Source organism: Rickettsia conorii str. Malish 7 (assembly GCF_000007025.1).
GTDB classification, from domain to species: domain Bacteria; phylum Pseudomonadota; class Alphaproteobacteria; order Rickettsiales; family Rickettsiaceae; genus Rickettsia; species Rickettsia rickettsii.
In genome coordinates this window covers 500,185-521,233 of record NC_003103.1, presented here as the reverse complement: position 1 = coordinate 521,233, position 21,049 = coordinate 500,185, and the positions used below count along the sequence as shown (strand labels likewise).

Below are 21,049 nucleotides of genomic sequence, written 5' to 3'. Positions count from 1 at the left end.
ATATTTACTTTTTCTTTTTACTATATATTAAAATTAGTGTCGGTAAAGCGGTAATAATTGCTGCTAAGATGTAATGAATAACAAACGGTCTATCCATCATATGACACTGCCCATCATTAGGAATAGTTTGAGCCAAAACTATATAAGCAACTATTATCGTCACTACTATATATAGACCGGTGAAAAACAAATATTTTATAAAATTTTTCATGTTAATCTCTTTTTGAATCAGTGATATGATGTTATTCCTGCGAAAGCAGAAATCTAGGGGTAAAGCAAGATAAAGCGAGCTTTTAAAAAGCTTTAAAGTACTGGATTCCGGCTTTCGCGGAAATGGCATCAGAGGTTTTTTCTTCTCTTAAGTTAACACTCATACAAGAAAGCGGGAATGACATTAAAAACTACACAAACTTATAATAAGTTTGATTCTTATCCCCTTTACTTATTAAAAGTTTACGCTCTAAACCATATAATAAATCTCTACTAGCCGTTGCCGTAGAAATATTTTTATGTACAGTAATATAATCTTTTCTAGAAAACCATTGATCTATTAAATTAACCTTAGCAAATTCCATTCTAGATAAAGGCGTATTTGCCTCATATGTAATATTATTACTATATAATCTTAATGCTGCAACTATTTTATCAAGCATAAACTCGATAAATAAGGTCGATTCACCAAGCTTATCACACTTACTTAAAACACTATAATATTCACTTTGATTATTCCTTATCAAACTTTCAACGGAAATATACTCAAAAATTTTATTAGCTTGCATTAGTAATAATTGTTGCCATAATCTACCTATTCGTCCGTTACCGTCTGAAAAAGGATGGATAAATTCAAACTCATAATGAAATATACAAGCTTTAACTATTCCAGAAATTTGCTTATCTTGTGCTATAAACTCAAATAAATCCTGCATTAATAAAGATACACGGCGTGCCGTAGGGGCAAAATATATAATCTCTGTGCCTTTAAATATAGAGGCATTACCTTTACGCCACTTTCCGTTATCTTCTACTAATCCTTGCATTAATATCTCATGTGCTTTTAATAATGATTCAATTTTGAAGGGATTAAATATAGTCAGATTATTGTATAGTTTTATAGCATTTTTTACTTCTACAATATCTTTTTCAGGTGCGAGTACACGCTTGTCGTTTATTATATCGGTTATCTGCTCTACGCTTAAACTATTTCCTTCAATTGCTAAAGAAGAATGGATGGTTTTAATTTGATTATTTTTTCTAAGTTTTATAGGTTGAGAGTAAAACTTGCTACCGGCTAAAATACCAAGCTCATAAGAAATATCTTGTGATAACTCCAAGATTTTATTAGTTATTTGAAAAGACGGTTTACTATTCATTATATGATATTATCATTATCTACCCAGAATATTTTTGCTATATCATTCCCATAGGGTTATTAGCCTTATTTCATGACTCCAAAATCGTCATTGCGAACAGCCGTAGACTGCGTGGCAGTCTCATGAAATAATAACAAACCCCTAAGATTGCCTCATCAATTGCTATGCAATTTTCTCGTAATGACGTATATCTCTTTATTTTACAATACACTCATTAGACTACCTACCTCAATATCTTCTATAACACCACTTTTACGATCTTTTAATTCAACAATATTATTTGCGGCTTTTTTAGGACCAATTATAATTTGATGAGGTGAGCCTATAAGATCATGCGTTGCAAATTTACTGCCTGGACGTGCTTCGGTATCGTCATATAACACTTCTATATTTTTATCTGATAGCTCTTTATAAGCCATTTCCGCAAGCTCTACGCATTTACTATCATGAATATTTAAATTAATTAGAGAAACTTTGAAAGGAGCAACGCTAGAAGGCCATATGATACCTTTCTCATCGCAATTTGCTTCTATGATAGCAGCAACTAACCTTGAAATGCCTATGCCGTAAGAACTCATTTCTATAGGAGTTAGTTTACCATACTCATCATTAATAAGTGCATTCATATTAACCGAATATTTTGAGCCTATATAAAAAATATGCCCGACTTCTATTCCTTTACTGCTGGTTATTTCTTGTTCAGATATAGGTAATTTATTTACTTCATATTTTTCTTCAGCTGCTGCGTACCAACTTTTAATTTCCTCTACATCGATATCAGGATTATCTTTTAATGTCTTAAATTTTTTATCGTAATAAATAGTACTTTCACCAGTTTCAGCGATTATATGAAACTCATGGCTTAAATTGCCACCGATCGGACCGTTATCGGCAATAACAGGAATAACAAACACGCCTAAATCCCTGAAAGCATTGATATAAGCCTTATACATTTGATTATAGGTTTTAACGGCATTTTCTTCATTTATATCAAAAGAATAAGCATCTTTCATTAAAAACTCTCGTCCTCTCATAACACCAAAACGAGGTCTAATCTCATCACGAAATTTCCATTGGATATGATAAAGATTTTTCGGCAAATCCTTATATGACTTAATATTATGACGAAAAATATCCGTAATCATATCTTCGTTAGTAGGACCGAATAGTAAAGTATTATCGTGGCGATCTTGAAATTTCAGCATTTCTTTACCGTAATTATCAAAACGTCCCGATTCCATCCATAAATGTGCCGGCTGAATGCAAGGCATTAGAACTTCCAAAGCTCCCGCTTTATTCATATTTAAGCGTACTATATTCTCGATATTCTTCAATACTTTTAAGCCAAGCGGAAGCCAAGTATAAATCCCTGCTGCTTGCTGCCTAATCATTCCGCTTCTAAGCATTAATTTATGCGAAGTGACTTGAGCTTCACTTGGCTCTTCCTTTAACACAGGTAAAAAATATTTTGATAATAACATATTTTATTTACTTTCTTGCTATATTTATAATCATTTATTTGGTTATCCCGTGGCTTGACCACGGGATCCAGTTTTTTTTAATTTTTTTCTGGATCCCGCGATCAAGTCGCGGTATGACAAAATGACTGGATTCCCGCTTCCGCAGAAATGACATTAATAACGTATCACCTTTTAGCAGTAAGGTTTAAAAACTCATGACGATATTTCTGCTGTTCGGCAAATATACCCGTATAATGCATGGTATTCATAACGCTATTATCTTGCATTACGCCACGCATTGACATACAGCTATGTACGGCAGAAATCTTAACGGCAACGCCAAGCGGCTTTAAATTCTCCTGCACGCTTTCTGCTATCTGTACCGTCATTTTTTCTTGGATTTGTAGTCTTCTAGCAAAAATATTTACTATTCGTGCTAACTTACTTATGCCGACAATACAATTATCAGGAACATAAGCTATATCTACTGTACCGTTAAAAGGTAATATATGATGTTCACAGAAAGAGGTAAATTTTATATTCAGTAAGATAAAATCTCGAAAATTACAAGTTTCATAAAACTTGGTATTTAATATTTCTGCTACATCCTTTCCATAACCGGAAAATATTTCTACGTAGCTATTAATTACTCTATCAGGCGTTTGAAGCAACCCTTCTCTGCTTGGATCTTCACCAATGAATTTTAGTAACGTTCTTACTGCCTCTTTAGCTTCTTCTCTAGTTGGTTTACTCATGTGCTAGTTTTATACTTTTAAAAAATATTACTTTAACACAAATATATACAAACATCAAGCCGCCTACTATAGCAATCACCCCTCCTCCGCCCATCATTCCCATTAATAGCTTAGCTGACATCGGCATTACACTATTTGGGTCTTTCCGCATAACACCGTAACCACCGGCGAATGCTAGACCTAGTATGTGCAGAATCTGCCCGAAGGTTAGGAGGTAAAATGTAAAATTAATAATATTGTCATTGCGAGGATGCACGAAGTGCCGACGCGATAATCTAGGGAGTTTTTGTATTACCTCATGAGATTGCCACGCTCTTTTTAGTCGCTCACAATGACGTTGATACCTCCCAATACCCAAATAACTACACCCCATACAAGCAATGCTAATCCCTACTATAGACCCGTGATAATGAGCAGGAATTGCTACATTTATCCCTGTGATATTCATTGCTATAAGCCCGCCAAGTAAGAATAAAGTAATAGAGCAAAGTAAGATGGTTTTGATTACTCTGTCATTTATTGTAACCGTGTCATCCCGCGGGATGACAAATACCCACACCAACTCAACCCCCATACCTATTAAACATAAAACAGGAGCAATGCCGCCTAGATATTTCATATGATTTGTATAGAATACTTTGAAGGCTCCATCGATAATATCATAAAATATATGACCGAAAAGTGTAAGAATTCCGAAAATAAAATTTAAATAAAGTAAGAAAAGATAGAATTTTTGACATTTCACTTCTCTAGCTATTAACTCTCTAAATAAACTAACCCAAATAAATATTAATATTTGAGTATATATAAATTGCAGTAAATGACCTCCGCTCCAAAAAAGTAATTCATAATAAAATTCTATCTCAATTGGAATAATTTGAATGATGTTTTGCAAGCCATTATAAGACCATCCAAAACAAACAAAGCTTAAAATAAACATTATAATAGTCGATAATACGGTAAAATTAACTATACTATTTAAGTTCGTCCAATCGAAGAAATATAAAATATTTATAGCGTACAATAGCAACGTAACACCAAATAAGCTTAACCCCCCAATAAATACGATATTTTCAAGCATCGGTATATAATTATTCATCACCGGATTATGCCCGGCTATTGGGGAGATGGCGATTAGAAGAGTAGCTAGAAAAGCAAGTTTGGGGTAAAGGCGAAACACGTCATTGCAAGCGAACGTAGAGAGCGTGACAATCTCAGAAATTTTGTATTGTTTCATGAGATTGCCGCGTCGAGGCTTTGCCTCTCCTCGCAATGACGTTTCACCCCCCCAAACACTAGCCGTAACGGACAATAACCAAATCAATACCGATAAATTAACATGAATAATTAAAGCAGATTTGAAAATATGCGGATTTGGGAAAAAGCTTGATAATTGCGGGGTACGTAGTACCACCAAAATAATTGAATATAAACCCGCAAATCCCAAGGATAAAATACCAAGCTTAAGCCAAGAATTAGTTAAGCTATTATTTTGTAATTGATTGGTAGAATTCATAACTACAGGTAAATATTAAATATAATCTACAAATAGCTCACAGTATTTAAATAAGCAATATTTTTTTATTTGCTTTAGAAGCTAACATACGATATTAATAAGTCAATCCAGAGTTAATAGTTAGATATGACTAACCACCTACGTATCGGTATTTTAATCTTTGAATAATAGGAATGAAATTTTATTAGGTAAACATATTAGTTCCCATGGTGAGTCTAGTTATGCTCCTGTCGGTGGACATTTAGAATTTGGAGAAACATTTGCAGAATGTGCTATCCGTGAAGTTTTAGAAGAAACAAATCTGATCATTGAAAATCCACAATTGATAGCGGTGACTAACGATATTTTTGAAACAGAACAAAAGTATTACATCTTGATTTGCCTTAAAGCTCATTGTTTAAATGAGCATGAATTACAGAATCTTGAGGCTCATAAAGTAGAAAGCTGGTAGTGGTTTGCTCTTGATAATTTACCCTCTAACCTTTTTCTACCTCTAAAAAGACTCATTGAGAAAAAATGTTATGTATATAAAAAAAGTATTGATTAACTAAGTTTATCTAATTTTAAATACCCGGACGCGTATTTGTGTAAAACACTAGCAATAAGAGTTTGATAAGACATTCTTTCTTGTGCTGCAATTCTTTTTATATGATTTAAATCGTATAACGGCAATCTAATATTAATTCTTTCCGATTTTTTAAAAAAATTAGCTGCGGCAATTTTAGCTATATTTTTTGGCTCTCTAGTTCTTTTTTAGGCAACTCTAAAAGCTCATCTTGTTCAAAATAATCTAGTATTTCTTATTCTTTTTCAGTAAATTTGTATTTTTGCATAATCTAATCCTTAGCTTGACAATATCATCCTAACTTAGCAATATTAATAAATGATCACCTTGATTTATAATTATGATAATACAGATTTTATTGTTGTAGCGGATTGAATGGTGGGTTTGAGAAGACTTGAACTTCCGACCTCACGCTTATCAGGCGTGTGCTCTAACCAGCTGAGCTACAAACCCACAGTGTAGAAGTATGGTGAGCTCGCCGGGATTTGAACCCGGGACCCTTTGATTAAAAGTCAAATGCTCTACCGACTGAGCTACGAGCTCTTAAATATATTGCATATATTCAAAAATTATGTTTTACTTTATCGCCGAAAAAGGCTAATCTGTCAACAATTATTTTTTAATTTAAACTTAGGAAGTTTATGCGGCATCAGGACGTGGCTATAATTATCCCCTCAAGGCTAAGTTCAACTAGGCTTAAACAAAAACCGCTGCAGCTTATCGGCTCTATAACTTTAATCGAGCGGGTATTCAAACAAGTAAATCAAGCGGGCCTTGAGCATACATATGTTGCAACCGACTCGGAAGAAATAGCAAGCGTTATTACAAAAGTCGGAGGAAAAGTAATATTCACGGATAGTGCTATCCCAACCGGTACTGATCGTACTTATGAAGCTTTTAAATTAATTCCAAATAATCAAAACATTAATTACATAGTTAATGTACAGGGAGATATGCCTTTCATTGAACCTAGCTCTATTTTGAAAATTATAGAATATTTAAAAAACAGCAAATACGATGTTGTTACACCGATAGTAAAAGTAGATAGGGAATCAGTGAAAGCTAGTAGTAATGTTACCGTAGCGGTTGACTCGGCGGGAACAGCATTGTATTTTTCGCGTAGTCTTATTCCAAACGGTGCAGAAGAATTTTTATATCATGTAGGTATGTATGGTTTTCGCAAAAACGCTTTAGAAAAATTTGTATCTCTTAAGCCAACTTTTTTAGAAAAAACAGAACGTTTAGAACAATTACGTGTCCTTGAAAACGGCATGACTATAGGTACATGTTTAGTTGAGAATGTTCCTATTTCCGTAGATACGGAAGAAGACTTAAAAAAAGCAGTAAAATTTTACGAAAATATTAGTAAACTAGGTTTATAATAATGGTACATTTCATTTTTGTTACCGGCGGCGTTGTTTCATCACTCGGTAAAGGTCTAACGGCAGCATCTCTTGCTATGCTATTGCAAGCGAAAGGTTTTAGAGTAAGTGTACGAAAACTAGACCCTTATCTTAACATTGACCCGGGAACTATGAATCCTCACGAACATGGTGAGGTATATGTCACCGATGACGGAGCAGAAACCGACCTAGATCTTGGACATTATGAACGTTTTACCGGAGTTTCCGCATGCAAATTTGATAGCATCACAACAGGTGCGATATACTCAAAATTACTTAAAGATGAACGTTTAGGAAATTACGCCGGCGTTACTGTTCAAGTCATCCCGCATGTTACAAATATAATAAAAGATTTTATACTTTCAAACACCAAGGGTTTTGATTTTATTATTTGTGAAATAGGCGGTACAGTCGGTGATATTGAAGGTCTACCGTTTTTTGAAGCTATAAGGCAAATTGGTAACAAACTAAAAAGCGAAAATTGTTTATTTATTCATTTAACATTATTACCTTATGTTAAAACCGCCCGTGAATTAAAAATAAAACCTACCCAACACTCAGTTAAAGCATTACGCGCTATAGGTATTTCACCTAATATATTAGTGTGTCGTGCAGAACGTAACATTTCAAAAGGCGAAATAGATAAAATATCTTTATTGTGTAATATAGAATCTGAGTATGTTGTTCCGGCAATAGATCAAAAAAATATATATTTAGTACCGATTGCATATCATAATTCAGGTCTTGATAATAAAGTATTAAAATTTTTTAATATTAATATCATGCCATCTAAATTAGATAAATGGCATGATATAATTAATAGGCTAAAAGATTCTAATTCAAAAGTAAGAATCGCTATAATAGCTAAATATCATAAATTAAAAGATGCTTATAAATCAGTAATCGAGGCACTTGATCATGCAGGTATTTATTACAAATACAAAATTGATTTAGTATGGATAAATGCTGAAAATCTAACTGAAGAGAATATTAATAAAAAATTATTAGATATAGATGGGATTTTAGTACCAGGTGGATTTGGAGAACGGGCAACTAAAGGAACAATTATAGCAATAAAATATGCCCGTACTAATAACATACCTTTTTTTGGAATATGTTTCGGTATGCAACTTGCGACGATCGAAATAGCTCAGAATTTAATCGGTATTAAAGATGCAGTAACGGAAGAATTTAAAGTAGACGGTACAAAAATTATTGAGAAAATAAATAAAAACTGTGAAGACTCAAAAATAACAATTGAAAATGTAAAAAAGACTATGAGGCTCGGCTCTTATCCTTGTAGTTTGGTCGCAAGTACCATTGCAGCTAATGCTTATAAAAGCCTTGAAATAAATGAGAGACATCGTCATAGATATAAATTTAATAATGAATTTCAAAATATTTTTGAAAAACATGGAATAGTATTTAGCGGTTTTTCAAAAGATGAAGAGATTGTAGAAATAATTGAACTACCGCTACTGCGTTGGTTCGTAGGAGTACAATTTCATCCGGAATTTAAATCTAAACCTTTTGAAGCTCATCCGTTATTCATTCAGTTTATTAAAGCAGCGATTGAGTATAACAAATGTAATTAACAACAATATATGAGACTATTTTAAAAAATCTTGACATAGTTTTTATTATAGTCTAGGGTGCATACAAAATAATAGCCGGACAGTTTCTAAAAAGCGTTTGAGGTCATTCCCGCATATGCGGGAATGACCTATAAAGAAGCTCTAAGCCTTGCAAAAATATAACATTTTTAAAAACTATCCGGTACTAAAAAAATAAGCTCATAGTAAATCAATGGATAGCGTGGATTCTAATTTCACAATTTGGAATAAAGCCAGAAACAGTAAATTTAGGCATATAGTATGGCCGATTAGATCGTATGAATTAACCAAGTTCATCCCGATGGCTTTACTAATGTTTTTTATTCTACTTAATCAAAACTTAGTTCGTAGTATTAAAGATAGTTTTGTTGTTACCTTAATTAGCTCGGAAGTATTGAGTTTTATCAAACTTTGGGGCGAAATGCCGATGGGAATTTTATTTGTTATTTTTTATTCTAAACTCTGTAATATTATGACAACAGAGCAAGTTTTTAGGATAATTACCGGTACTTTTTTATTTTTCTTCGCAATTTTTGGTTTTATTTTATTTCCGTACAGAGAGTTTTTTCATCCCGATCCCGAATTAATTAAGCACTATATCACTGTTCTTCCTCACTTAAAATGGTTTTTAATAATTTGGGGACAGTGGAGTTTGGTATTATTTTATATTATGGGAGAGTTATGGCCGGTTATAGTCTTTACTCTTTTATATTGGCAGCTTGCAAATAAAATTACTAAAGTCGAAGAAGCACCAAGATTTTACTCATTTTTTACTTTATTCGGACAAACTAATTTACTCATCTCAGGAACCGTAATTATTTATTTTGCTAAGAGTGAGCATTTCTTATTACCTTTATTTTCTCATCTAAACGATACAAATGAAATTCTTTTAAAATCATTTATTACGGTTATTTTAATATCCGGATTAATTTGTCTAGCTCTTCATAAACTTATTGATAAATCAGTCGTAGAAGCTGACAAAAATATTAAATTTAAAAACCAAAGAATGGATATATTAAAATTAAGCTTGGTCGACAGTGCAAAAGTAATATTAACTTCTAGATATCTCGGTTTTATTTGTCTTCTTGTAATGTCTTATTCTATGAGTATTAGCCTAATAGAAGGATTATGGATGTCCAAAGTAAAGCAACTCTATCCCGCTACAAAGGATTTTATAGCCTATCACGGTAAAGTGTTTTTTTGGACGGGAATACTCACGTTAGTTAGTGCGTTTTTAGGCAGTAGTTTAATTAGAATATGCGGCTGGTTTTGGGGAGCTATTATAACACCGATTATGATGTTTGGAGCAGGTGTTATGTTCTTTTCATTCACGGTTTTTGAAAATCACCTAGGAAATATCGTAAATACTCTCGGCTATAGTGCACCGCTTGTCGTTATAGTTTTTATCGGCGGACTTTGGCATGTACTTTCTAAATCCGTAAAATATTCACTTTTTGATGCTACCAAAGAAATGGTATATATTCCGCTCGATAGTGAAATGAAGACCAAAGGTAAAGCTGCAGTTGATGTTATGGGTGCTAAAATCGGTAAATCAATAGGTGCTATTATTCAATTCATATCCTTTAGTATTTTCCCGAACGCCATACATAACGACATAGCCGGTTTATTGATGTTTAGTTTTATTATCGTATGTCTATTATGGCTATATGGCGTGAAAGTTTTATCAAAATATTATAATAAGATGATACAACGTTGATAAGGATATCCATTCCTGCGAAGACTTGCTTGCGTTGATACCTATAATTTTCATGAGCTACGTAGGCGTTGTTGCATGACTCAGAAAAGGCGTACGATGTCATTCGTAGCTCAATATTGTTGTGTAGACCGGTAAAATCCCCTGTGTCATCCCGTGGCTTGACCATGGGATCCATAAAAACAATAAAAAATACTAATAATTCTAGTATTTTTAACTGGATCCCGTGATCAAGTCGCGCGGGATGACATCGGGAAAACTGATCCACGCAACAAGGCCCAAAAGCGGGGATCTAGCACAATAACTTCAAATATCGATATAGAAGTTATTTATTAACTTAGAAATTTTAGGCATAATTATTTTTTTAGTTATTTTATTAAAATTACATGTTTCATGGTATTTTTGACTCGACATTATATTAATATATTTTAATAAAGTCAATGTGAATGGTTAATTTTTATGAATTAACCAATTAACAATGTAATATAATTTAAAAATTCTTTTTTCTTGAATCTATTTGTAATATAGTAATAGGCATATTTAATATTTGTAGAGGGAGTAATGAAACAAAACGCAAAAATCTCATTAATAGGTAGCGGTAACATAGGTGGTACACTTGCTCACTTAATTAGCCTTAGAGAACTCGGCGATATCGTGTTATTTGATGTGACTGAAGGAGTACCGCAAGGAAAAGCATTGGATCTCATGCAAGCCGGTACAATAGCCGGGTCTGATATCAAAATAAAAGGCACAAACGACTATAAAGATATTGAAGGATCTGATGCCATAATTATTACTGCCGGTTTACCAAGAAAACCAGGGATGAGTAGAGAAGATTTAATTAGCATTAACACCGGTATTATGAAAACGGTTGCAGCAAATGTTAAAAAATACGCTCCTGATGCCTTTGTAATAGTAATTACCAATCCACTTGATGTTATGGTATATGTCATGCTTAAAGAAAGCGGATTGCCTCACAATAAAGTAATCGGTATGGCAGGAGTACTTGACTCATCAAGATTTAATCTTTTTCTTGCTGAAGAGTTTAAAGTATCGGTTAACAATGTTAATAGCATGGTTCTCGGCGGTCACGGCGATGCTATGGTACCTCTTGCAAGATATTCTACAATATCAGGCGTACCGATACCTGACTTGATAAAAATGGGCTTATCAAGTAATGAAAATATTGAAAAAATAATCGATCGTACTAGAAACGGCGGCGGTGAGATTGTTGCATTACTTAAAACAGGTTCTGCTTATTATGCTCCCGCAGCCTCAGCAATAGAAATGCTTGAGTCATATTTAAAAGATAAACGTCAGATTCTAACTTGTGCCGCTCATTTACAAGGTGAGTACGGCGTACATGATTTATATGTCGGAGTGCCTATTATGATCGGTAAAGAAGGTGTTCTAAGAGTAATAGAACTGCAGTTAACCGCAGAGGAAAAAGCACTATTTGATAAATCAGTCGAGGGAGTTAAAAAACTCATTGAGACGATAAAATAAATGATAAAATTATATTATTGAAGCACAAATGCAACAAGATTTAAAATATTGAATTAATACTAATTATTAGTATTGTTAATTGAACATAAATGGTATTACATTTTGGTTTATTTTTATTAATAGCGGGAAATTATGAAACATAAGAATGAATTAGACCGGCTAATAAGAAATCTTTATTTAATAAAAAATACTAATTTAAATAATATTTTAGAAACAGATAAACTAGCTATAACACGTACAACTATTTTATAGAAGCTCTAATAAACAAAATAGACCCTAGAACGCCGGGACCGTATGTTTCTCAACAACAAGCTAACTTCAAAGTAACAAATGATAAAAATATACAGGGTACTAGTAAAGAAATTTATTTAAAAAATCTACCTATTAGTATTGGTAAAGTGGAAGGCTTTAAGGAAGACAGAAAAGGTCAAAAAACAAAGGCTCAACTTGATATCCTAATATCCCCTTCAGATTTTTCAGTATTATTAAGACTAAGTAATTCATTACCGATCACTAATGAGCAAGAACTAGAAATAAAGGGCAATATTAATCTATTGCAATTGATGGAAGCAGTTGTTCAGAAAGTAGGGGAAAAGAGCTTAAATATAAAGCAAGATAAAAAAGTACTTACCTCACAAAAAAACGAACAAGCTATAACACACGGTCAACAAAAAGTAGAACTTAGCCTTAAAGAAGAAATAATCAAGTTAAGGGAAGCAGTTCAAGAAACAATCAAAAATCCAACTAATAATGAAGAATTTAATAAGACATCAAAAGAAATTTTAGGTTTGATTAATAATATCAACGCTCATCAACCATCTAGATTACAGGCAACTAGAAATAAAATCCTGAGTAGCGGAGAAAGCCCTAATACTAAAAATACAAAAATAGAGGGATTTTTTCTTGAACAACATGAATGGGATAAATTTCAAGAATTAAGAGAGAGATTACAAAAAATAAAAGAGCCTAGAGAAAAATTATATGAAATGAAAAATTTTTATGATGTGATTAATTCATTAGATAAAAATATCATTCTAGGAGTAATGCAAGAGAAACAAAAAGTGCAACAAGCGTCCAATCAAAAAGCGCAAGAGATTATAAGAAGTAAATTTTTATACCTTGATAATGCCTGGGATTTTTCAGATGGTTTACAAAATGTATTTGAGAAGTTAAAAAATAAAGAAGCGACAGGGGAAAAAGAACTTATAGAAGCTTCTAAAAATATACTCAGCAAAAGTATATCAGTAAATAAAAATTACTTCCGTAATACTAATAATTCAAGCGAATTAGATTTACAATATAAGATGTTGTTAAGATAATATCTCGCAAAATATAAAGGAGACTCTAGTCTTATATGCCAGAAGTAATAACAATAACAAAATTGATATATTATCCAAATAAATTTATATCAAATTTAATCAAGCAAAATGAATCGGTACTACAAAAAGAAACAGGTAAATATTCTCCTTCTTTAGAAACTATACCTGAAGATTCTATATCTAAGTTTATCACCGGCAATAGTACATTCCTCAACAGAACTTTTTGCAAAACTAGAAAATTCATTCAATGAACTAGCACAATTCACTGATAAAATATTAATAGATACCGACAAATCTTATGTACAAACAGGCAAATATTAATCCTCAATCTAATACCGTTTCTAGATCTGCTTCTATTGATTCAGGAATAGCATCAAGTCAAGAAGAATTATCTACCACATTTGGAAAAAGCAGCTCTACTAATTTAATTGAAGCTCTTTTTAGTACAAGCGAAAATTTTATCAAATTCAAATATAGCAAAAGATAAGTTAACGGTAACAAAAGAACTACAAAAATCTATCCAACAAAAAGAAGTAAGCAATGAAAGACTTACTCAAGAAGAAATAGATAATATTTATAAGACACTAGGTATATTTGAAGAAATTAAGGAATATGAAAAGAGCGACAATTCACGTGTTCCTCGTTTACTAAATAAAAATTACTATAAGCTAACTGATCCTCGTGAGGAGCGTAGAAGCGATAATATCGCTTTAGAGCAGGATGATACTGGAATGCTAACTACTGATACTGATTTAGAGTGGGATGACACCGGAATACTGCCTCCTGCCCAAAATAGTGCCGTTTCAGATAAATTAAAAGAAGCAGTAGATGATTATATATCTGAGCTACAAAATGAAAAGCTATCTAAAGATACATCCCCGAAACAAGTTGAGGCAATAACTCATCCAATGCAGGAAGCAATACCGACTCCTCTTGCTCTTTCCTGAAATACTCATCCTATATTCGATGATACAATAAAGTTCTTAAAGAGGTTTAAAGAAGAGATCGATAAATTTCCACAAGATTATACTAAAGCCTCTACCATACCTCTATATTGAAATAATGTTAATAGAAATTTAGGAAGAAGTGAATTTTTAGCAAGTATGGTATCAACTTTTCAACAAGATGAGAGAATTAATGATATATTAGATAAACTTCAAAAAATTTCTACTAATTGTAGTAAGATAAGTAATAATGATGATAAATTTAATAAAGAGATTAAAGCATCTTTTGTAGAAATTAATACCACATTAAAAAATATAATGGAATATAAAGGACCCGAAATAGACTATTTAAATTCCAATATAGAAACAGTTTAAAAGAATTTATCTAATTTAAAATCTTTGACTTATGAATTATCTAAAAATACATCTCCGAAACATATTAAGCAATCAACCCAAGATCAACCTAAAATATCTACAGGAGCAGTTACCGGTATAAAAGAGAGAATAGCAAAAATTGAAGCAGACTCTGACAGCAAAATCAAACAATACTGGACAGAAGAAAAGAAACAGACTGTAGAAAAACAACATGAAAATACTCAATCTGACTATATAACTCCTCAGAAAAATTTTGAGTTTGAAAATCGAGGTAAAGAAATTAAAGAGAATAGTACCAAAAATTTAATAAACAAATTTGAAAAAGGCTTTGATAGTAAAACAACAAGATACTGGACATCACCGGCGGGATAGGATAAATGGGAGGAAGAAAAACAGAAAGGTATAGGAAAAGAGAATGAACTAATAAGACCTCGTACAAAATTTGCAATAGAACATTCTAAACATACTCAATCTAAAGAGCCTATATATCATCCAACTCCTGAAAAATTGAATATTAACGAAATAACTCACGATTTAAAGCTAAAAGGCAAGACAAAAAACTTAAAAGACAAATTTGAAAACTTAGCAAAAGAAGCGAAGCAAATTGGGACACAAGCACAGCAACGCTCCAAATCTTCAAGTAGTCCTAGCATAAAACCTACAGGTTGCAGTAAAGACGGAAGAAATATATAAGGCAATTGATGTTATTCTTGTTTTTGGGTCTTGTTGCATGGCTCGTTTATGTCATTTCCGCGGAGGCGGGACTCCAGTAAAAAAAAACAAGTTTTTTATATATCAATATTGAAGTTATTTTGCTAGATCCCCGCTTTCGCGGGGATGACATTGAGTAGGTTTTTCAAGCCATGCAACAAGACTTTACTGTTGTGAGGATGACATCCTACGTAAAACCAACACTGTACTCATTAATATTATAAGCAAAAATATGAAAAAGCTTAAAGTGAGAGATAGTGACTTAAAATTTTGCCATAACAACATACTAAAGAAAGGAGTAGTTGAGGATAGAATAATACCTCCAAAAGAATGTGATAGACTATAAAGCCTCATTTTAACATTAGTCTTAAATAAGGATTGAACAATAATTTGTAGCGGTACTGCATAAAATGCTGCAAGTCCTATTAATATAACGGGACAGAGAATATTAAATATTTGTTTGTATAACATTATTTGCATTCCTAAAGCAACAATAATGCTGACAAATAAAGCCCATGTAATCTGTCTTAAAGGATTTATTTTATCGGCAAACAGCCCTGCAAAAACAGCTGATATTCCATAGGTAGTAGTAAGAGCTATATTCATAAATCTTATTTCAGGATGATTTATAAGAGCTATTTTTGTTAAAAAAACTCCTAAGAAAATTACTAAAAAGTGATACACTCCTCCAATAGCACCGTTTATTAGTAATGCTATTATAACGGATAGTTTATTATTCCATATAATTTGCCGCAAGGTACTTTTTGATGACGTTCTTAAAAACTCGCTACTTTCTTTAAAAAAATTTCTCATCAAAATAGCAAATAAACCAAATATTGCACCAATAAAGAAATTAAAACGCCATAAATATTGGATATCGGAATTACTAGCGTAATAATAAGCTATAGCCGCAAGTAATGCACCTATTTGGCCACAGCATGAAACTATTCCTATATTTAAATTTTTCTGATTATCTCCTGTTTTTTCAGCTACATAAACCTTTATTCCGTCAACCTCTCCGGCAAGGCTTGCTAAAAAAACCATTCGACATAATGTGAGTATTACCGTAGCAAAAATACCTATTATCTCAAAGGAAGGAGTAATAGCAATTAATCCGGTAGCAATGCTACTCATGCACATTGATATCTTGATAGATTGAGTACGCCCGTATTTATCTCCGATAAATCCAAAAATTAAGGACCCTAAAGGTCGTACTATGACAGCTGCACTAAGAATAGCAAAAAAACCAAGTAGTTGTTTATCCTGCTCTATATTAGGTAAGAAATTTTGTGCAAGAATACTAGCCGATAAACCGAATAGAGCATAATCATAATAACGAATAATCGTTGTAAAAAATGCAACTAAAAAAGCTGAATTAGACATATAATATTTTCTTTTTGTGGCAACAGCATATGATACCAACTATTTAGGCTGTGTGAAAGAAAATTAATTTAATCTATTTTTACTCTTTGCGTCTACAAATTATAAGATTTTTTTGAAATAAGAACAACTACAGCATAATTTCAATATAGAAATCTTTTATATTTATTTTACTATTGTAGTTTTAATTATAATATTTTATATTTGGTATATATTCAATTTTTAACCATTTTAAAAATATGCACTTAGAATATAAAGTTACTATATCTGAAAATGGCAGAATAAATATTCCTGCAAAAATTCGTGATCAATTACATCTTGCTTCAGGAGATCAGTTAATGCTAATACTTGATAAAGAATTAACATTGATTCCTCTAAAAAATAAAATTAAAGAATTTCAAGCATTAGTAAAATCTAGAAATAAAGATAACATATCATTAGTTGACTCTTTAATTGAATCAAGAAGAAAGGAATTTAATAATGAATAAATATATTTTAGATTCATCTGCTTTACTTGCATTATTTAACTTAGAAACTGGTAGTGACAAGGTCGAAGAATTATTACCGTTATCTATTATGTCTACAGTAAATATAGCAGAAGTAGTAGCTGAACTAGATAAAAAATTGAACATATCTTTTATTCAAAGTAAAGCAATGATCTCAGCTTCCATAAATAAAATTGTAGCCTTAGATTTTGATCAAGCTATAGAAATTGGACGCTTAAAGAAAGAAACAGAACAATTTGGCTTATCTCTTGGTGACAGAGCTTGCATTAGCCTAGGATTAATTACAGGCTATCCTATATATACTGCAGATAAAATTTGGGCTAAACTGCAATTAAATTGTAAAATCGTTCTAATTCGCTAAGCTCTACAAAGATTTCTAATTGATGTGCTATTTTGAGGTATTTTTTAGCGAAAATTAATAAGATTTTTGAAAGAATAGCTACTCCTATTTCAAAGAAACCTTATAATTTGCAGCAAAAAATAACCAAAATTAAATCTTCTTAGAAATCTTCATAGAGACTAACAGCTCATTTTATGATAAAATTTGAAAAAAGAGCCATTATGATACTATAATAATTACCTTCCTCTTCCTGAGTTTTGCTTTTCTATTTTTGCTCTTCGTGCTTTCATAGCCTTTGCTAGTTCTTCTTTATGCTGATCTCCTCCTTGAGGCATTTGTTTACCAACATCCTTTGCCTCTTTTTTTATAGTTTTTGGAATTGATATAGGTGGTGGCGGAGGCGATGGGGGAATAGGAATACCGCTTCCAGGCATTAGAGGCGGCATCGGTATAGTACCGCGAGGCATAGTTGGAGTATTTTTTGAAGATTGATTAACAGCTGCTGCTTTATCTTCTCTTCTTTCATACGTTTTATAGCTGCTAATGCTCCTTGTTGCTATAAATCTGCAGCTATCGGCTCTCTTTTTGTAGCAGTTAAGTGTTTATTTTTATTATCAAACTTTTGTTCTCTATCGGAAGCACTATTAATAGTATTATGTTCTTTTTCTATAGCCTTAAGTTGAGTATTAATAGCTTCTAATTCTGCAGCGATTTGCCATCTTTCTTCTATAGTAATATTAGAATTAGCTTTTTTTTCTTCAAGCCACTTTTTCCTCTCTTCTAGTTCTTTCTGTTTTTGCTTTAATTCTTCTATACGTTTTGCATGATTATCTATTTTTTCTTCTGTACTCTTTGTTTGCTGCTCGAAAAAATCCTGTACTTGTCTGCTTTGAACTTTTTTCTTTAACTCTTCATCAAAAGAAAGCGGTTTATTTCGTACAGGCTGTCCTAAATCAGAATGTATTAGATCGTCAAAATTTTCTCTAGAAGCTAACGGTTTTTTACTGGCATCAGGTATTTGAGGATCATGTTTTCGTAAATCTTTTGTAATTTCTTGTATATTTTTATAAAGTTCTGTAATCGACGCCACTTTACCTCTCACAAGTTAATTGATTTTAAAGATATAGTAATTAAACCTCGTTTATAGCTTCAACGCAAGCAAAAGTTGCTATTTTTAGTATTTCATTAGCTGTTGCTGCAGCTTGAAGTATTTGAACGGGTTTTTCAAAACCGTTTGTTATAGGACCTATAAAGCTGTTTGACGAAAATTCTTGTAACAACTCAGTAGAAATAGCAGCTGAATTTAAACCAGGCATAATTAATACATTTGCAGATCCTGATAATCTACAAAATTTATATAATTTACGTAAATCACCATCTAAAGCCACTTTAACCGACATCTCTCCGTCATATTCAAAATCTACCTTCATGCCGCTCAGCTCTTCTTTGTCCTTGCTAAAATTATCTAGTATATTTACTGCTTCACGAATACGAGCTGTTTTTGCCTTAGAAGAATTACCGAATGTTGAAAAAGAAAGAAGTGCAACACGAGGCGTGATTCCCATATTTTTAGCAATTTCTGCAGTTTGGGTTGCTATTTGTGCAAGTTCCCAACTGTTTGGATATTCTGTAATACAATTATCGGCAATAATAATATTATTATCTTTAGCAATCATAATTGAATAGCCCAGGATGCTACGATTAGTTTTTGGTGAAATGACTTTCATGATATCTTCTAAACTATCGATATAACTTTGTGTAACACCGGTTAGAAGAGCATCACCGTCACCGCATGCTAACATACAAGCAGCGAAAATATTCTTATCAGTTTTAACAAGCTTTGCACAATCACGGTATAAATAACCTTTTCTCTGAAGTCTTTTATATAAATAATCAGTATATTTCTCTAAACTATCGCTTAAGGCCGCATTCATTATTTGAATTCCGTCTAAGCTAATATCTTGACCTATCTTTTTTAACATAACCTCAATTCGTTCAACACGACCAATTATAATCGGATGACCGTATTTCTTGTCTCGCATCATAAGAGCGGCAGAAATTACTTCTTCTTCTTCACCTTCAGCAAAAACAATCCGTTTAAGCGGTGCATTATGAATTTTTTCAGCTAAGAAATTCATATAGTTAGCAGTAGGATTTAATCTGCTACCTAATTCTTTTTTATATTTACCTATACTAAAATCTTTAACCCTAGCAACGCCGCTTTCTATTGCAGCAACGGCAACCGCCGCTGCTACTACGGTAATTAAACGAGGATCAAACGGTACAGGAATGATATATTCCTTACCAAAAACCATCTTACGCCCTGAATAAGCTTTATACACCTCTTCCGGTACAGGTCTACGGGCTAAATCTGCAATGGCTTTTGCTGCAGCTATTTTCATTTCCGTATTAATAGTCTTAGCTCTTATATCTAATGCTCCTCTAAAAATATAAGGAAATCCCATAACATTATTAATTTGATTATTATAATCAGATCGCCCTGTTGCTATAATCGCATCATCGCGTACAAGTTGTATATCTTCCGGAGTAATTTCCGGATCAGGGTTAGCCATAGCAAAAATAATCGGATTACTTGCCATTCTACTCACCATATCTTTAGTTACTGCGCCTTTTACCGATAACCCTATAAATACATCAGCGTTATTTAAGCTTTCCGCTAAAGTTCTAAACTTGGTATCACTTGCATATAGTTCTTTCCATTTATTCATACCTTCTAGGCGTCCTTTGTAAACAACGCCTTTAGTATCACATACAATAATCTTTGATTTATCAGCTCCAAGAGCAATTAATAAATCAATGCAAGCAATAGCTGCTGCACCTGCTCCGTTAACTACGATTTTTAAATCTTCAAGCTTGCGATTAGTAAGATACGCAGCATTTATTAGCCCTGCGGCGGTAATAATCGCTGTTCCATGCTGATCGTCATGAAAGACCGGTATATCCATTAAAGATTTTAATTTTTCTTCTATAATAAAACATTCCGGAGCTTTAATATCTTCAAGATTAATACCCCCAAAACTATAACTGAGATACTTCACGGCATTAATAAATTCTTCAGGATCTTCCGTATTCACTTCCAAGTCAATTGCATCAATATCAGCAAATTTTTTGAATAGTACCGCTTTACCTTCCATCACCGGTTTTGAAGCGGCAGCTCCTAAATTACCAAGCCCAAGTACGGCAGTACCGTTAGAGATTACGGCAACTAAATTACCGCGAGCAGTATATTTATATACATCCTCTAAATTTTTAGCAATTTCAAGGCAAGGAGCCGCAACCCCTGGGGAATAAGCAAGTGATAAATCTTGCTGAGTAACTAAAGACTTTGTTGCAGAAATAGCGATCTTACCAGGCTTATCTTTTTCATGATATTCAAGGGCCTCAGCATAATTTATTTTATTCATTTCATCCATTTTAGAAATTCCTGTTTTATTTGTTTGTTTTAGTTTTTCGTCATTGCGAGCAGACGCAAAGGCATCGACGAAGCAATCTCAGGCAACATTCCTGAGATTGCCACGCTCCTTTCAGTCGCTCGCAATGACGTGGTAAAT

The 21,049-nt window shown here is 32.7% G+C and carries 23 protein-coding genes and 2 tRNA genes; 14 read left to right on the top strand and 11 right to left on the bottom strand.

Annotated features, from left to right (window positions below; genetic code table 11):
* Positions 1-4: 4 nt before the first annotated feature.
* The 5 genes from RC_RS02695 to RC_RS02675 all read right to left on the bottom strand — a co-directional run bounded on the left by RC_RS02695 (position 5) and on the right by RC_RS02675 (position 5,101).
* Positions 5-211, bottom strand: coding sequence for a hypothetical protein (locus RC_RS02695; protein WP_016830735.1), 207 nt, complete (start codon positions 209-211; stop codon positions 5-7).
* 190 nt (positions 212-401) lie between these two features.
* Positions 402-1,370: a Fic family protein gene (locus tag RC_RS02690; protein ID WP_010977167.1), complete on the bottom strand. Its 969-nt coding sequence runs from the start codon at positions 1,368-1,370 to the stop codon at positions 402-404.
* A 200-nt stretch (positions 1,371-1,570) separates the two neighbouring features.
* Positions 1,571-2,851, bottom strand: coding sequence for a proline--tRNA ligase (gene proS / locus RC_RS02685; protein ID WP_010977166.1), 1,281 nt, complete (start codon positions 2,849-2,851; stop codon positions 1,571-1,573).
* 164 nt (positions 2,852-3,015) lie between these two features.
* Entirely contained in the window at positions 3,016-3,585 is a 570-nt protein-coding gene (gene folE / locus RC_RS02680) for a GTP cyclohydrolase I FolE (protein ID WP_004995901.1), read from the bottom strand.
* Positions 3,578-5,101: a cbb3-type cytochrome c oxidase subunit I gene (locus RC_RS02675; RefSeq protein ID WP_010977165.1), complete on the bottom strand. Its 1,524-nt coding sequence runs from the start codon at positions 5,099-5,101 to the stop codon at positions 3,578-3,580. Before RC_RS02675 ends, folE begins: the two co-directional genes overlap by 8 nt.
* 160 nt (positions 5,102-5,261) lie before the next feature.
* Here RC_RS02675 and RC_RS07435 point away from each other — a divergent pair, with 160 nt between their 5' ends.
* Complete coding sequence (locus RC_RS07435) at positions 5,262-5,552, top strand: nucleotide triphosphate diphosphatase NUDT15 (RefSeq protein ID WP_010977164.1); 291 nt, start codon at positions 5,262-5,264, stop codon at positions 5,550-5,552.
* Between the two features lie 490 nt (positions 5,553-6,042).
* Here RC_RS07435 and RC_RS02665 read toward each other — a convergent pair.
* Together RC_RS02665 and RC_RS02660 are read right to left on the bottom strand one after the other, a co-directional pair.
* A tRNA-Ile gene (locus RC_RS02665) sits at positions 6,043-6,119 on the bottom strand.
* Positions 6,120-6,133: 14 nt separating this feature from the next.
* Positions 6,134-6,209: transfer RNA gene (locus RC_RS02660), tRNA-Lys, on the bottom strand.
* Positions 6,210-6,307: 98 nt separating this feature from the next.
* Between RC_RS02660 and RC_RS02655 the strand changes: the two genes are divergently transcribed.
* The 11 genes from RC_RS02655 to RC_RS02605 all read left to right on the top strand — a co-directional run bounded on the left by RC_RS02655 (position 6,308) and on the right by RC_RS02605 (position 15,233).
* Positions 6,308-7,048, top strand: a complete 741-nt coding sequence (locus RC_RS02655) for a 3-deoxy-manno-octulosonate cytidylyltransferase (RefSeq protein WP_010977163.1) — start codon at positions 6,308-6,310, stop codon at positions 7,046-7,048.
* A 2-nt stretch (positions 7,049-7,050) separates the two neighbouring features.
* Positions 7,051-8,664 carry a CTP synthase gene (locus RC_RS02650; protein WP_010977162.1) on the top strand — a complete coding sequence of 538 codons (1,614 nt, stop codon included), beginning with the start codon at positions 7,051-7,053 and terminating at the stop codon, positions 8,662-8,664.
* A 211-nt stretch (positions 8,665-8,875) separates the two neighbouring features.
* Positions 8,876-10,399, top strand: a complete 1,524-nt coding sequence (tlc2, locus tag RC_RS02645) for a nucleotide exchange transporter Tlc2 (RefSeq protein WP_010977161.1) — start codon at positions 8,876-8,878, stop codon at positions 10,397-10,399.
* A 558-nt stretch (positions 10,400-10,957) separates the two neighbouring features.
* A complete protein-coding gene (gene mdh, locus RC_RS02640) occupies positions 10,958-11,902 on the top strand; it encodes a malate dehydrogenase (RefSeq protein WP_010977159.1) in 945 nt (314 codons plus the stop codon).
* Positions 11,903-12,300: 398 nt separating this feature from the next.
* Positions 12,301-13,221, top strand: a complete 921-nt coding sequence (locus tag RC_RS02630) for a hypothetical protein (protein WP_010977158.1) — start codon at positions 12,301-12,303, stop codon at positions 13,219-13,221.
* A gap of 35 nt (positions 13,222-13,256) precedes the next feature.
* Complete coding sequence (locus RC_RS10205) at positions 13,257-13,472, top strand: hypothetical protein (RefSeq protein WP_010977157.1); 216 nt, start codon at positions 13,257-13,259, stop codon at positions 13,470-13,472.
* Between the two features lie 47 nt (positions 13,473-13,519).
* Positions 13,520-13,708 carry a hypothetical protein gene (locus RC_RS10200; RefSeq protein WP_010977156.1) on the top strand — a complete coding sequence of 63 codons (189 nt, stop codon included), beginning with the start codon at positions 13,520-13,522 and terminating at the stop codon, positions 13,706-13,708.
* A complete protein-coding gene (locus RC_RS02620) occupies positions 13,650-14,168 on the top strand; it encodes a hypothetical protein (RefSeq protein ID WP_010977155.1) in 519 nt (172 codons plus the stop codon). Before RC_RS10200 ends, RC_RS02620 begins: the two co-directional genes overlap by 59 nt.
* A 156-nt stretch (positions 14,169-14,324) precedes the next feature.
* Positions 14,325-14,540: a hypothetical protein gene (locus RC_RS02615; protein ID WP_010977154.1), complete on the top strand. Its 216-nt coding sequence runs from the start codon at positions 14,325-14,327 to the stop codon at positions 14,538-14,540.
* Between the two features lie 24 nt (positions 14,541-14,564).
* A complete protein-coding gene (locus RC_RS02610; protein ID WP_010977153.1) occupies positions 14,565-14,912 on the top strand; it encodes a hypothetical protein in 348 nt (115 codons plus the stop codon).
* A 135-nt stretch (positions 14,913-15,047) separates the two neighbouring features.
* Positions 15,048-15,233 (top strand): hypothetical protein, encoded by a 186-nt coding sequence (locus RC_RS02605; protein ID WP_010977152.1) that lies wholly within the window; start codon positions 15,048-15,050, stop codon positions 15,231-15,233.
* 183 nt (positions 15,234-15,416) lie between these two features.
* Here the strand turns inward: RC_RS02605 and RC_RS02600 are convergent, their stop codons facing one another.
* Positions 15,417-16,634, bottom strand: coding sequence for an MFS transporter (locus RC_RS02600; RefSeq protein WP_041471718.1), 1,218 nt, complete (start codon positions 16,632-16,634; stop codon positions 15,417-15,419).
* Positions 16,635-16,870: 236 nt separating this feature from the next.
* Between RC_RS02600 and RC_RS02595 the strand changes: the two genes are divergently transcribed.
* Entirely contained in the window at positions 16,871-17,119 is a 249-nt protein-coding gene (locus RC_RS02595; protein WP_010977150.1) for an AbrB/MazE/SpoVT family DNA-binding domain-containing protein, read from the top strand.
* The gene (locus RC_RS02590; protein ID WP_016830727.1) at positions 17,112-17,498 is read left to right on the top strand and encodes a type II toxin-antitoxin system VapC family toxin; all 387 of its coding nucleotides are present in this window, start codon (positions 17,112-17,114) and stop codon (positions 17,496-17,498) included. Before RC_RS02595 ends, RC_RS02590 begins: the two co-directional genes overlap by 8 nt.
* Before the next feature lie 215 nt (positions 17,499-17,713).
* On the opposite strand, the gene RC_RS02585 is transcribed toward RC_RS02590, so the two are convergent.
* The 3 genes from RC_RS02585 to RC_RS02575 all read right to left on the bottom strand — a co-directional run bounded on the left by RC_RS02585 (position 17,714) and on the right by RC_RS02575 (position 20,911).
* The gene (locus RC_RS02585; RefSeq protein ID WP_010977148.1) at positions 17,714-17,944 is read right to left on the bottom strand and encodes a hypothetical protein; all 231 of its coding nucleotides are present in this window, start codon (positions 17,942-17,944) and stop codon (positions 17,714-17,716) included.
* 89 nt (positions 17,945-18,033) lie between these two features.
* On the bottom strand, positions 18,034-18,567 hold the full coding sequence (locus RC_RS02580; RefSeq protein WP_100206902.1) for a hypothetical protein: 534 nt from the start codon (positions 18,565-18,567) through the stop codon (positions 18,034-18,036).
* Positions 18,568-18,607: 40 nt separating this feature from the next.
* Positions 18,608-20,911: an NADP-dependent malic enzyme gene (locus RC_RS02575; protein WP_010977146.1), complete on the bottom strand. Its 2,304-nt coding sequence runs from the start codon at positions 20,909-20,911 to the stop codon at positions 18,608-18,610.
* Between the last annotated feature and the right edge of the window lie 138 nt (positions 20,912-21,049).